Below are 14,491 nucleotides of genomic sequence, written 5' to 3'. Positions count from 1 at the left end.
ATGTTCAATTTAAGATGATAGGAGTCGGTATTTCCAATTTTTCAGCTAAGATCGTATAATCTTCATATAGTTTGTCTATAGCCTCCTTTATTGGAGCATCCAAGCTGCCAACCTTTCTTCGGCTATACAAGGAGATAGCTAAGCCTCTTTTCTGTAAAAAATATTTTGCAACAATCGGATATACACGATGCATCACGTCCATGTTGTCTATTAAAAATTGCTGCACCCATGCAATTTGTTCTGAAAGTTTTGCATCCTCAAAATGTCGGCATAGCCAAACGATTAATTCCGGGAAATAATTTCCTTGTATACAAGATACGCCGGCTGAGCCCGCTTTTAATGATTCAACTGCATGCACCATATAGGCATCATATAAACCGAAAGCTGGATTTTGCGCTTCTGTTAATTTTAGTCGAATCTGCTCAATCGATAAACAAGTATCCTTATGATAAATAATTCTTCCTGTGCCAACAAAACGTCCCAGCTGTTCCGGATGAAGCAGGCGTTTATAAGGTTCGGGGCACTCATAGAACCCCAGTGGAATGCCCTTCGTTAATTCAAACAACTCGAACACCCGTTCTTCAAAAACAGCATCGCTTTCCGTTTCATCAGCAATCAAACCCGTTATCAAAATAACGGCCTCTACACCTAATAAGTAGATTTGACGGATGAAGTTTGCCTGAACAGCGACATTGCCTTTAACAGAGCTGGCGGCCACCACGGGAACACGTCCATTTACCTGTTCTACTACTACCTGAATGAGCTGTAGACTTTCTTTGGCAGTAAGCTCAAACATCTCACTCGATTGACAATTGGCGAACAAACCGGATGCTCCGGCGGCGATATAAAATTCCGTTAATTGACGAAGTCCATCGAAGTCTATCGCTCCGTTTTCCAGGTAAGGCGTAAGCATAACGGGGATAAATCCCTTTTCTTTCTGTTCCATCGCTATAGATTAGTTCTTTTTTGGTTGTTCTATCTGCAATGCCCGTATGATTCTTCCATACTTGGAACAAATGCAAATAAATGGTTAGAACAAAAACAAAGTTATTCGTGCTTTAACGATGTTTCTTATAATATATTTGCTGTAAATTATAGGATATTAGCGTATGAGGCACGAAGCTTTAAGGCTGCACAGCCTCCCATTATCTTATTGGCTCATCATCAAGCTGTAAGCTATTCCTCATTCATAATTCATCATTCAACACTAATAAAGCCCTACTTCAACGATTCAACTACTTAACGACCGCAAGTTTTAAACCCACGCCGACCCTGTCATCCCATTGGCTAATCAACTAATTGGCTAATTAACGATTCCCCTTTCCACGAATTGAAGCCGTAAAGACCCCGACCAGATAGATCGTCAGCGTCCCGACAACAATGATCATATTAGCATGTAAAGTACTTTTTAGGTAAGCGTAGTCAGCAGGAATTAAATAAGAGAGGCTCGTCCATAGGATCACTAAGATACCGACAATCGTAGCAAGAATTGCATCGTGATTCTGCGCTCGTTTACTTAGCATACCCAATAAAAAAAGGCCTAGCATACCGCCTGCAAATATGCCTGATAATTGCCACCAGATATCCAAAATACTTTTCACACCAATCATCATAATCCCCGTTCCCATCCCCAATAAACCAAAAACAACCGTTGCCACATGTAATAAACGTAAAGTTTGCTTATCATCTTGGTCTTTTCTTATATATCGTTGATAAATATCTACAGAAAAAACAGTCGCAGAAGCATTCATACCGGAACTGATGGTACTCATCGCCGCCGATAAAATGGCAGAAACGATCAGACCGATCAAACCGGTTGGTATTTTAGTGACCATGAAATAGGGCATGACCTTATCGCCATAATCCGCCGGTGTTAGCGTACTTGCTAATGTCGATAAACGCTGGGGTGAAGCCGTTGCACCTAAACGTTCGGCAGCAACTTGCAACTTTATCGGTTCAATCAGACTAGGATTCGCATCATAATAGGCAAACAAACACGTTCCTATAATAAAAAACAACAAGGAGGCGGGTAGGTAAATCCAAACACACAACCAAACGGATTTACTCGCTTCACGCGGCGATGAGGCCGTATGATACCGTTGGACATAGTTTTGATCCATCCCAAAATTATTGAGATTGATAAAAAAACCGTAGAAGAGTACCACCCAAAAGGTAGATGTTGTTAAATCAGGAGCAAAACTACCTAGACTAAACTTGTCATGAGCCCGACCGATCTCCACAATTTTTGGAATCCCGCCCGGCATATTGGAAACAATCAAATAGATGATCAATACGGCGCCAAGTGTCTTAATGACGCCTTGCACAACCTCTGTCCATATCACCGCCTCGATTCCTCCCATCACGGTGTATATAATAATACAAATGCCGGTAACCAACATAATTGTTTCCATGGAGTAACCCGTTAAAGCCTGTATGCTCAGGGCAATTCCAAAGAATACAGATCCCATTCGAGCAAGTTGGTTTAATAAAAAACAAGCGACTGCATAGGTTCTTGCCCAAGGTCCAAAACGATGCTCTAAATGTGTATAGGCAGATACCTCACCCGAGCTTCTATAAAAAGGAACAAAGTATTTAACCGCAATCCAGGCGGCAATTGGCATTGATAAGCTAAACACGAAAGAGTTCCAATTACTACCAAAGGACTTTCCGGGCACACCGAGAAAAGTGTTACTGCTTAAAAAAGTTGCATAGATGGATAAACCGATTGCCCATCCCGGGATTAAACCAGCGGCCTTGGTAAACTGCTCAGCGTTTTTGTTTTTTCGTGAAAACCAAACCCCAACCAGCACCATGGCTAGTAAATAAACGGCAATGATTACCAAGTCTACAATCGGAAGGTTCTGCATCATTGTAATTAGTTAATCCCTGTCTTGCTGTATGATCAAAGTGACCAAGTCATAAAGGTAAGGACAAGTACCAAAAATGCAGTTTCTTTACCTTTTGTTCTTCAACATTCTTAGCTTTTTTCTATATGAAATTATCAAGTAACGCTTTTTCTCCCCAAAACCCTAGATAATTGTAATAAAGAAAAAAACGATTTTTTTAACTTCTTTCTTTCTCCGCGAAAGAAAGAAGCAAAGAAAGCTCGCCGCTTCAAAATTTACAGGAATGGTAGTGCCTCCTAGTGCTAGCTGTAAATTTTGGAGGCGGCATTTTTTTTAGAACGGAGAGTCTTTACTTTTAACCGGACGAATTAACTCTAGCTTTGACCAGAGGGCATGTGCGTGGGAAAAACGGTCTTGGAGGATACCGAGGCCGTTTTTCCTACGCACAGTGCTAAATTGAGGGCTGAAGAAATGATACGTCCGGTTAAAAGCATTAACCGTTGGCTTTGGAAAATGTCGCCTAGGAAATTTGCGGTTTGCATGTTGATGCACTATCGTTTAAAGCAAAGTTCCAAGCGGCGAGTCTTTGGTTACTTTCTGCGGAAGAAAGTGACAAAAAAAATCGTTCTTTTAATTTTAACATTCGATTGAATATTACTATCCGAAGTCCACAGAAGCAACTTCAATACCATTAAAATAGACACATTTAGAAAGCCAAACAACTAAAATTGTGCTATTAATTTCTCAATCAGGGTGTAAAAACTTATCTTTAGGCCTTAACCTCAAAACTATTAAACTTATGGATCCATCTTTATCTCCCATATTAATGATTGTAGGCGCTGTTATAGCCTTGTTTTTATTTTTGTACATCCTACCGGTGAATCTATGGTTTACGGCCCAACTTTCGGGAGTAAAGGTCAATCTGTTAAATCTTGTTTTAATGCGATTACGGAAGGTGTCCCCATCGCTTGTTGTGAATGCGATGATCACTTCCACGAAAGCCGGGCTGAATATAACTTCGAATGATATCGAAACACATTACCTGGCAGGAGGCAATGTGAACAAAGTAATAAAAGCATTGATATCAGCAGATAAAGCGAATATCCCCTTGGATTTTAAACTCGCGACGGCGATCGATCTGGCGGGGCGTGATGTATTTGATGCGGTGCAAATCTCCGTAAATCCTCGTGTGATTAACACCCCACCTGTTGCAGCAGTTGCAAAGGATGGCATCCAACTGATCGCCAAAGCGCGCGTAACCGTGCGTGCGAATATAAACCAGCTCGTTGGCGGGGCGGGAGAGGAAACAATTTTAGCACGGGTAGGCGAAGGGATTGTCACCACGATCGGTTCGGCCGGTAACCATAAAGAAGTCTTGGAAAATCCGGATAAGATTTCCAAAACAGTGTTGGAAAAAGGTTTGGACAGTGGTACCGCCTTCGAAATTCTTTCGATTGATATTGCTGATATCGACATCGGGGAAAATGTTGGCGCTAAATTGCAAACCGATCAGGCAGAAGCTGATTTAAAAGTCGCAAACGCGAGAGCCGAAGAAAGAAGAGCAATGGCAGTTGCTTCCGAACAAGAGATGCGTGCGAAAGCACAAGAGGCGCGCGCAAAAGTAATTGAAGCGGAATCTCAAATTCCACTTGCGATGGCTGAGGCTTTTCGAAGTGGAAATTTGGGGGTAATGGATTATTATAAAATGCAAAACATACAGGCTGATACCGATATGCGCGAGTCGATCGCCAAACCCGGTGCTGAAAATAAAGGAAAAAATAAATAAATTTCTTTAGTTGCGGGTTATGGGTTGTCTGTTGTGAGAGAAATAAAACCTTTTCTTAACTTTGTAGGCAGATGAGCAACGCAAGTCGACCTATTACGGATAAAGAGGTACTTTATGAAGATAATCACCTGATCGCTATTAATAAGCGTGCAGGGGATATTGTTCAAGTGGATGATACAGGAGATGAACCGCTTGACGAAAAAGTGAAACAATACCTTACCAAAAAGTATGACAAGCCAAATGGTGCCTTCCTTGGTGTTGTGCACCGTCTAGACCGGCCGGTAAGTGGGGTCATTTTATTCGCAAAAACCAGTAAGGCACTCGATCGCATTAACCGAATGTTCAAAAGCAGGGATATGCACAAAACCTATTGGGCTGTAGTACGTAATAGACCTGCGCAACCTGAAGGAACTTTGATTCATTGGCTTGTTAAAAATTCCGGCAAGAATGTGACAAAGGGCTTTGATCATGAGGTAAAGGGGAGCTTACGTGCAGAATTGCACTATAAGTTGATTGGGGAATTGAATGGCTATTATCTAATCGAAGTGAACCCCGTGACCGGTAGACCCCATCAAATCCGTGTTCAGTTAGCCTCGCTGAATTGTCCAATCGTAGGCGATAATAAATACGGATACCCCCGTGGAAGTTTGAAAAAAAGTATTTGCTTGCATGCGCGTAAACTGGTTTTTGAACATCCGGTAAAAAAGGAAGAAGTGCGGATTTTTGCCCCCTTGCCACGAGATGGTTTTTGGGAACGTTTTGAGATTTTTGGGGAGTAGTTGAGTAGTGATGAATTATGAATGATGAGCGATGAGTGATGAATTGCCTTTTTACTTCCTGCCTACCGTAGGCAGGTTTGCTTTTGAATTTTTACTTTTTACTTTTGAATTATTGATATCTTGTTTATTTTTTTAAGGCATCAATGAGCCCTTCGGGGTTTTTACTTTTGAATTTGTCAACATGAAAAGAGTTTGGATTTATCAGGCGTCAAGACCGTTTAATGCCAACGAAGAGGAAATTGTTCTGAATAAATTGGCGGCCTTTACCTCTCAATGGAAGGCCCACGGAAAAGAATTAGCCGCTTATGTTGAAATAAAATACCATTTATTTATCGTTATTACGGTTGATCAGTCTTTTGCCATGCCTAGCGGTTGCTCCATCGACAAGTCGGTACATATCTTAAAAGAATTGGAAGGTGAACTGGACATTTCTTTATTTGATAGAATGCAAATTGCATACAAAGAGGGAGCAGCGATACGGATCGCACCAAGAGCCAAATTTGAACAATTGATTGCTCAAGGTGTAATTACCGAAAATACAATTGTTTTTAATAACCTAGTTGATAACGGAGATGACTTGTTGACGAAATGGGAAGTTCCGTTTAAAGAGAGCTGGCACGCGCGTGTGTTTGCTTAATCGGGAATGATACTATGTCCCATATAGCGAACAATCGCGTTCGCTTTTCGATTAATGTAAGCTGTGGGTCTCGCGGGCGACCAACGCCTGGGGTTCGGTAATACAGCGATAATCAGTGCTGCTTGTCTTTTTGTAAGCGAGCTTGCAGGCTTGTTAAAATTCGTTCGGGTGGCGGCATATGCACCGTAAAGCCCATCACCGGTTTCGATTACATTGAGATAGACTTCTAAAATTCGCTTTTTACCCCATAACAACTCGATGAGTATCGTAAAATAACTTTCGAAACCTTTTCGAACCCAGGAACGACCTGGCCACAGAAAGACATTTTTTGCGGTTTGCTGACTAATGGTGCTTCCTCCACGCATGGCCTTTCCCGCTTGATTTTTTTTGTATGCATCTCGTATTGCCCGGATGTCGAAACCGGCATGCTCCATGAAATTGGCATCTTCTCCGGCAATGGCTGCTTTTTTTAAATTGTCGGATAGCTCATCATAACTTACCCAGTGTTTTTCCAATTTCCAATCCTTTCCATCGAACTTCCGTTCAACCCCTCGTTGCAGCATGAGCCAGGTAATGGGTGGATTAATAAAACGAAAAATGAATACCCAACCGCCTGTGATGATCATAAAATATAAGGCGAGGTGAGCAAAAAAGACACCGTACTTCCGTTGCCGAATAAGCGTTAGCAGTCGATCCTTTACAAAAAAGGAAGATTTGTTTTTCTTATGCTTTGCTGAACTTTTCTTCCGAAATTGATTTTTTTTCGGTGTTCGTTTAATCGCCATTGATAATAGGTGGTATTGATGTTCCCCTGATTCAGCTGCAAACCTAAAAATAAAATATGATTATCCTATAGTGTTCATTATACCTGCAAGGAAATCGTTTTAATATGTAGATGAAGGTGTTTATGTTAAAAGAACGATTATTTTTGTCACTTTCTTCCGCAGAAAGTAACCAAAGACTCGTCGCTTGGAACTTTGCTTTAAACGATAGTGCATCAACGTGCAAACCGCAAATTTCCTAGGCGACATTTTCCAAAGCCAACGGTTAATGCTTTTAACCGGATGTATCATTTCTTCAGCCCTCAATTTAGCACTGTGCGTAGGAAAAACGGCCTCGGTATCCTCCAAGACCGTTTTTCCCACGCACATGCCCTCTGGTCAAAGCTAGAGTTAATTCGTCCGGTTAAAAGTAAAGACTCTCCGGTCTAAAAAAAATGCCGCCTCCAAAATTTACAGCTAGCACTAGGAGGCACTACCATTCCTGTAAATTTTGAAGCGGCGAGCTTTCTTTGCTTCTTTCTTTCGCGGAGAAAGAAAGAAGTTAAAAAAATCGTTCCTTTAATATTAACAGTACGTTAACATCTTAAGACGACTGCAATTTTGCTAGCTGTTCATCGATCAACTTCAGTCCTTCCCCAAAACTATGTGGCACATAATCCAGTTTCTCATAGGCCTTATCTAATATAAAACCCGTTCTCTTCGGACGTTTAGCATCTTGATTAAGTGCTTCTGATGCTTCTTTACAAATAAACGAGGCGTCGAGACGATAGTGCTCAATCACCGCCTCCACGATTTCACAAATGCTGAACATGTCTTTACCTGAAATATGGTAAATTCCCGTAGCGTTTCGTTCGGCAACAACCAGGCATGCTTTCGCCAAATCTTCCGCTAAAGTAGGCATCCGCCATTGATCATTCACCACACGAATCGGTTGGCCATTTTCCAGCGCGTTTTTAGCCCATAATACGATGTTGCTTCTACTTAAATCCCGAAGAACACCGTATACTAAAATAGTACGAACAATCGACCAAGGGCAGGCTGCTTGCTGTAGCAAATTTTCTGCAGCCATCTTATGTTCACCATAAATATTCACCGGATTAGGCCGATCATCCTCTTCATAAGGGCCTTCTTCACCGTCAAACACGAAGTCGGTTGACAAATGAATCAAATGAATGTTTCTGTCTTCGCAGATCTTGATTAAATTAGCCACCGCTGCCACGTTCACTTCATAACTCTTGGCGGGTTCTCTTTCACAGGCATCTACATTAGCCATAGCTGCTGTGTTAATAATAATGTCCGGACTATAAGTCTCAATTGCTTTTAAAACTTGCGCATGATGTGTAATATCTAAATCCAGGTAATGATAGGCCTTCGCGTCAAAACGATCGGCACCCCTTGAACTCGCTATATATTCGAAGTTGGGAAACTGCCCCTGTACTAAAAGATCTGTAATCTTTTGCCCCAATAAACCATTACTGCCTGTTACTAATAATCTCTTCATGTGATGTCATTAAACGCTTTCCATAAGTGGCGACAAAGATGTACGATCTAATCCCCTTAAAGCTTTCCTAAATTAAGACGAAAATAGCAGCAAATTGTTTAGGCGCGCAAAAAATATTCTTCCAAAAGCGCTCGCTGCATCACAGGCTTGATAAAGTCAAAGAAATCATTTATAGACAATGAATTACAGATTCATTCTTCCAAAAATCCCCCTTGAAGTCTACGAAAACGCCCATCACTTCAAGTGCAATTTTTCCGAACAAAAATTCTTTTCATTTAAGTGTTTGATATTCCAGTAGAAAGCGTATTTTTGCAGTCCGAAATAAAGCCCTTAAATGGCAATAAATCTGTACATTATTTAAAAAAACATAGTTTCTTATATGTCCAACACCGGAAAAATAGCGCAAATAATCGGACCAGTAGTAGACGTCAGCTTTGCAGGCGATGCTAAATTACCGAAAATTTTCGACGCATTGGAAATCGAAAAAGCAAACGGACAACGTATTGTTTTAGAGGTTCAGCAACATTTAGGAGAAGAACGCGTACGTACGATCGCCATGGATTCTACCGATGGTCTTGTACGGGGTATGCCTGTAAAGGATACCGGAGCTCCTATAAAGATGCCAATAGGCGATGACATTAAGGGCCGTGTATTTAACGTAGTTGGAGATGCCATTGACGGTATTAAAGAACTCGATAAATCAAACGGACGTCCTATCCACAATTTACCCCCGAAATTCGAAGATCTTTCTACCGAAACGGAAGTGCTTTATACCGGTATCAAAGTAATCGACTTATTGGAACCTTATGCTAAAGGTGGTAAAATCGGTTTATTCGGAGGTGCAGGTGTAGGTAAAACCGTACTTATCCAAGAATTGATCAACAACATCGCAAAAGCGTATTCCGGACTATCGGTGTTCGCAGGTGTAGGTGAACGTACACGTGAGGGAAATGACCTTCTTCGCGAGATGATTGAATCAGGGATCATCACTTACGGTGATGAATTCTTGCATAGTATGGAAAAAGGCGATTGGAACTTAGGTCAAGTAGATACAGATGCATTGAAAGAATCCAAAGCTACTTTCGTTTTCGGTCAAATGAATGAGCCTCCCGGTGCGCGTGCACGGGTTGCGCTTTCGGGACTCACTATCGCTGAATATTTCCGTGATGGAGACGGTGAAGGTGCAGGAAAAGATATCTTATTCTTTATCGATAACATTTTCCGTTTTACACAAGCCGGATCAGAAGTATCTGCATTATTAGGTCGGATGCCTTCTGCGGTGGGTTACCAACCTACATTGGCAACGGAAATGGGACTAATGCAAGAACGTATTACTTCTACCAAACGAGGTTCCATTACCTCCGTTCAGGCAGTATATGTACCAGCGGATGACTTAACAGACCCTGCTCCTGCTACTACCTTTGCACACTTAGATGCAACTACGGTATTGTCACGTAAAATTTCCGAGCTAGGTATTTATCCAGCGGTAGACCCTCTGGATTCAACATCACGTATCCTTAACCCGACTATTCTTGGTGACGAGCATTATAATACCGCACAAAGAGTTAAAGAAATCTTACAACGTTATAAGGAACTACAAGATATCATTGCCATCTTAGGTATGGATGAGTTATCGGAGGAAGATAAACTAGTTGTCCGCCGTGCGCGCCGAGTACAACGTTTCTTATCACAACCTTTCCATGTTGCAGAACAATTTACAGGTTTAAAAGGTGTTTTAGTGGATATCAAAGAGACCATCAAGGGCTTTAACATGATCATGGATGGTGAGGTTGATGAATATCCTGAGGCTGCATTTAACCTAGTTGGTGGCATTGAAGATGCGATCGCAAAAGGCAAAAAGCTTTTAGAAGAAGCAAACGCGTAAAAATTATCGTATAGCGTATCAAGTTTCAAAGCTTGGTACGCATTACCTAGTATATATGGAACTTAATATTATTACACCAGACCAATCAATATTCAGCGGACAAGCCCATTCTGTAACGGTACCGGGAAGTGCAGGCTCTTTCGAGATTTTGAAAGACCACGCACCTATTATTTCTACACTGGACGATGGCAAGGTCATTATTCGCAACAATAAAGATATTGAAGTCATTATTATTAAAGGCGGGGTGGTTGAAGTACTCGACAATAAAATTACCGTGCTTGCTGAAGGTGTTGTAACAGAAGAAAACTAGAAGAAAAGCAAACAAAGAAAGCCCGGTAATCAAAAGGTTACCGGGCTTTTTTTTGATAGAAATTTTTGTCCATCGGTCAATTTTAGGAAGAAAATAGCGAAAATTTACTATGCATGCATAAATACATACCGTATACCGAATTAGGTTTTAGTCTATTTATTGAGCACTTATATGGTAAAACAGCTATATTGTGCAGAATAAAATTTCGAACAGAACAATATTATTAAAACAAAATATCAAATTTAACAAATCCTTAATAGCTATTGCCTTTGTAATTATAAGCTACTATTTTGGGAAAACAATTAATTGGCAATAAAACCTGTAGAAGACAAGACGAAGTCAGTCCATACTATTTACAGATCGGATAACAAAAATAATAGATTAACTGCGACATGCTAACTGAACAAAAAACTGAACTAAACAAGTACAGCAAAGTGTTTACACAAGATAAAACACAACCTGCTGCTCAAGCCATGCTTTACGGCATTGGTCTTACGGACGAAGACATGAACAAAGCACAAGTCGGCATTGCAAGTATGGGTTATGATGGTAATACCTGTAACATGCATTTAAACGATTTGGCTCAAGTGGTCAAAAAAGGCGTATGGGATCATGACTTGGTTGGTTTGGTATTTAATACAATCGGTGTAAGTGACGGTATGAGTAACGGAACCGATGGTATGCGTTATTCCTTAGTGAGTAGAGATATTATAGCCGATAGTATAGAAGCAATTTGTGGTGGACAATATTACGATGGTGTGATTACAATTCCAGGTTGTGATAAAAATATGCCAGGATCCATCATGGCAATGGGAAGACTCAATCGTCCTTCTATCATGGTGTATGGAGGCACTATTGCCCCAGGTCATTATAAGGGGGAGGATTTAAATATTGTATCTGCATTCGAAGCACTCGGGAAAAAAATAGCAGGAACTATTAGTGAGGAGGATTTTATAGGAGTCATCAAACATACTTGCCCCGGTGCAGGTGCCTGTGGCGGTATGTATACAGCTAATACGATGGCTTCGGCCATCGAAGCGCTAGGTATGAGCCTTCCATACTCCTCTTCAAACCCGGCCGTTAGCGAAGAAAAAAGAAAGGAATGTTTGGAGGCTGGAAAATATATCCGCATCCTATTGGAACGGGATATAAAACCTTCCGACATTATGACTCGCAAGGCTTTTGAAAACGCTTTACGTGTCATTGTCATCCTCGGTGGAAGTACCAATGCTGTATTGCATTTTATAGCAATCGGAAAGAGCGTAGGTGTTGAAATTACGCAAGATGATTTTCAACGCATGAGTGATACAACACCGGTATTGGCAGATTTTAAACCAAGTGGTAAATACTTAATGCAAGATCTCCACCAATATGGAGGTATCCCGGCTGTCATGAAATACCTTTTGAATGAGGGATTACTTCATGGCGACTGCTTAACGGTTACGGGTAAAACCTTAGCTGAGAACTTGGAAAACATTGAGCCGATCAATTTGAAGAAACAGCAAATCGTGCAAACCCTTGACAATCCTATCAAAGCAACCGGTCACCTACAAATTCTGTATGGTAATTTGGCTGAAAAAGGGAGCGTAGCTAAAATTTCAGGTAAAGAAGGTGAACGTTTTGAAGGCCCTGCAAGAGTCTTTGATGGAGAGAAACACTTGATTGAAGGCTTAGGGAATGGAACTGTGAAACCCGGCGACGTAGTAGTTATTAAAAATGAAGGACCAAAGGGGGCTCCTGGTATGCCGGAAATGTTAAAACCCACTTCTGCCATTATCGGCTACGGATTAGGAAAAAGTGTTGCTCTGATTACCGATGGCCGTTTTAGTGGCGGTACGCACGGATTTGTAGTCGGACACATCACACCGGAGGCTTATGAAGGGGGACTTATTGGCTTGGTTGAAGATAATGATATCATCGAAATTGATGCTGTCAACAATACGATCACATTAAAGGTCGCCGATGAGCTCATTGCCGAAAGAAGGCGTAATTGGAAACAACCCAGCCTAAAGGTCAATAAAGGCGTTCTATATAAATATGCCAAAACGGTTTCAACTGCCGCAGAAGGTTGTGTAACAGATGAATAAAGCAAAAGGCAAGAAGAAAGAGAAAAGAGTATTACTATAGCTTAAAGCTAATAACTGTATCAATAAGACGAATAACGAGTAACAAACCACCAATAACGAAAAGGATATGAATACGCTCGAAGTTACAAAAGAAGCTCCTCAGCAAGCACAAGAGGAAAAGGCAACAACAACAAAGATCTCAGGCTCTCAAGCTGTATTAGAGGCATTTATTGCTGAAGGAGTGGACACCATATTCGGTTATCCGGGAGGTGCCATTATGCCCATTTATGATGCGCTATATGATTACAACGATCGATTGAAACATATATTGGTGCGCCATGAACAAGGGGGTATACATGCAGCCCAAGGCTATGCCCGTACTTCGGGAAAAACCGGTGTTGTCTTTGCTACCAGTGGCCCGGGAGCGACCAATTTAGTTACAGGACTGGCAGATGCCATGATTGATAGCAATCCGATTGTATGTGTCACCGGGCAAGTATTCGCCCATCTGTTAGGGACAGATGCCTTTCAGGAAACCGATGTTATCAATATCACAACACCGGTAACGAAGTGGAATTATCAAGTGACTGATGCCTGCGAAATTCCTGCGGCTTTGGCCAAGGCATTTTATATCGCTAAAACCGGCCGACCCGGCCCCGTGTTAATCGATATTACAAAAAATGCACAATTGCAATTGTTCGATTATGAAGGTTATAAGGCCTGCAATCATGTAAGAAGTTATCGCCCGGCTCCAATCGTACGAAAAGAATATATAACGGAAGCGGCTGAACTGATTAATCAAGCAAAAAAACCTTTTGTGCTTTTTGGTCAGGGTGTTATCTTAGGTAAAGCTGAAAATGAGTTTAAAGCCTTTATCGAAAAAACGGGAATTCCTGCTGCCTGGACAATTATGGGGTTAAGTGCCCTTCCAACAGACCACCCGTTGAACGTGGGTATGTTAGGTATGCACGGCAATTATGCGCCCAATGTTTTAACAAACGAATGTGACGTACTTATTGCTATCGGCATGCGTTTTGACGACCGGGTTACAGGCCGCCTCGATAAATATGCCAAACAAGCGAAGATTATTCATTTAGATATCGATCCTGCGGAAATCGACAAAAATGTAAAAACAACCGTACCGGTATGGGGCGATTGTAAGGAAACATTGCCGTTGCTCACCAGCTCAGTTCAAGCCAGTCAACACAAGGAGTGGGTGCAGAAATTCCGTGAGCTTGAGCAAGAAGAAGTGAAAGAAGTAATTCACGCTGAATTGAATCCTCAAGAAGGTGAAATGACCATGGGCGAAGTCATTAATGTATTGAACGAATTGACGAACGACGATGCCGTCATTGTGACAGACGTTGGCCAACACCAAATGGTAGCCTGTCGTTACGCCCGCTTCAAACAGTCCAAAAGCAATGTTACTTCCGGTGGATTAGGCACCATGGGATTTGGATTGCCGGCGGCGATTGGAGCTTGGTATGGTGCACCTCAACGTAATGTAGTGGCCATCATCGGTGATGGTGGGATCCAAATGACTATTCAGGAGTTGGGTACAATCATGCAGTTCGGTGCAAAGGTTAAGATCTTGATCCTCAATAACCAGTTTTTGGGTATGGTGCGCCAGTGGCAACAGCTGTTTCATGATAAACGTTACTCTTTTGTAAACATCACAAGCCCTGATTATGTCGCCGTAGCCAAAGGCTATTATATTCCTGGAAAACGAGTGGATCAGCGAGCTAATTTAAGAGAGGCATTGCAAGAAATGTTGAACCACGATGGTTCTTACCTATTGGAAGTAATGGTCGGCAAAGAAAATAATGTTTTCCCGATGGTACCGCAAGGAAGCAGCGTAAGCGAAATAAGATTGAAATAGCTTTCAAAGTAAAAATTCAA

11 protein-coding genes are annotated in these 14,491 nt (G+C 41.5%); 7 read left to right on the top strand and 4 right to left on the bottom strand.

Annotation, left to right across the window (positions count from 1 at the left end; genetic code table 11):
- Nucleotides 1-4 precede the first annotated feature (4 nt).
- Entirely contained in the window at nucleotides 5-946 is a 942-nt protein-coding gene (locus tag RYH73_RS14540) for a dihydrodipicolinate synthase family protein (protein WP_335314170.1), read from the bottom strand.
- Between the two features lie 361 nt (nucleotides 947-1,307).
- Nucleotides 1,308-2,870: a sodium:solute symporter gene (locus RYH73_RS14535; RefSeq protein ID WP_335314169.1), complete on the bottom strand. Its 1,563-nt coding sequence runs from the start codon at nucleotides 2,868-2,870 to the stop codon at nucleotides 1,308-1,310.
- A 775-nt stretch (nucleotides 2,871-3,645) separates the two neighbouring features.
- On the opposite strand from RYH73_RS14535, the gene floA reads away from it, so the two are divergent.
- From floA to RYH73_RS14520, 3 genes are all read left to right on the top strand, one after another.
- On the top strand, nucleotides 3,646-4,632 hold the full coding sequence (floA, locus tag RYH73_RS14530; protein ID WP_335314168.1) for a flotillin-like protein FloA: 987 nt from the start codon (nucleotides 3,646-3,648) through the stop codon (nucleotides 4,630-4,632).
- Between the two features lie 71 nt (nucleotides 4,633-4,703).
- A complete protein-coding gene (locus RYH73_RS14525) occupies nucleotides 4,704-5,411 on the top strand; it encodes an RluA family pseudouridine synthase (protein WP_335314167.1) in 708 nt (235 codons plus the stop codon).
- A 181-nt stretch (nucleotides 5,412-5,592) separates the two neighbouring features.
- Nucleotides 5,593-6,048 (top strand): ABC transporter ATPase, encoded by a 456-nt coding sequence (locus tag RYH73_RS14520; protein ID WP_335314166.1) that lies wholly within the window; start codon nucleotides 5,593-5,595, stop codon nucleotides 6,046-6,048.
- On the opposite strand, the gene mtgA is transcribed toward RYH73_RS14520, so the two are convergent.
- Both mtgA and RYH73_RS14510 read right to left on the bottom strand, forming a co-directional pair.
- Entirely contained in the window at nucleotides 6,045-6,833 is a 789-nt protein-coding gene (gene mtgA, locus RYH73_RS14515; protein WP_335314165.1) for a monofunctional biosynthetic peptidoglycan transglycosylase, read from the bottom strand. The genes RYH73_RS14520 and mtgA overlap by 4 nt on opposite strands.
- Nucleotides 6,834-7,413: 580 nt before the next feature.
- Entirely contained in the window at nucleotides 7,414-8,331 is a 918-nt protein-coding gene (locus RYH73_RS14510; RefSeq protein ID WP_335314164.1) for an SDR family oxidoreductase, read from the bottom strand.
- Nucleotides 8,332-8,710: 379 nt separating this feature from the next.
- Between RYH73_RS14510 and atpD the strand changes: the two genes are divergently transcribed.
- From atpD to ilvB, 4 genes are all read left to right on the top strand, one after another.
- Nucleotides 8,711-10,216: a F0F1 ATP synthase subunit beta gene (gene atpD, locus RYH73_RS14505; protein WP_335314163.1), complete on the top strand. Its 1,506-nt coding sequence runs from the start codon at nucleotides 8,711-8,713 to the stop codon at nucleotides 10,214-10,216.
- Nucleotides 10,217-10,271: 55 nt separating this feature from the next.
- A complete protein-coding gene (gene atpC, locus RYH73_RS14500; protein WP_335314162.1) occupies nucleotides 10,272-10,526 on the top strand; it encodes an ATP synthase F1 subunit epsilon in 255 nt (84 codons plus the stop codon).
- Nucleotides 10,527-10,918: 392 nt separating this feature from the next.
- Nucleotides 10,919-12,613: a dihydroxy-acid dehydratase gene (gene ilvD, locus RYH73_RS14495; protein WP_335314161.1), complete on the top strand. Its 1,695-nt coding sequence runs from the start codon at nucleotides 10,919-10,921 to the stop codon at nucleotides 12,611-12,613.
- Between the two features lie 106 nt (nucleotides 12,614-12,719).
- Entirely contained in the window at nucleotides 12,720-14,471 is a 1,752-nt protein-coding gene (ilvB, locus tag RYH73_RS14490) for a biosynthetic-type acetolactate synthase large subunit (RefSeq protein ID WP_335314160.1), read from the top strand.
- The last annotated feature ends 20 nt before the right edge of the window (nucleotides 14,472-14,491 follow it).

The sequence above is a fragment of the Olivibacter sp. CPCC 100613 genome, from assembly GCF_036959255.1.
Classification (GTDB): domain Bacteria; phylum Bacteroidota; class Bacteroidia; order Sphingobacteriales; family Sphingobacteriaceae; genus Olivibacter.
The sequence above is the reverse complement of the archived record's forward strand: the minus strand, read 5'-3'. Positions and strand labels throughout refer to the sequence as shown.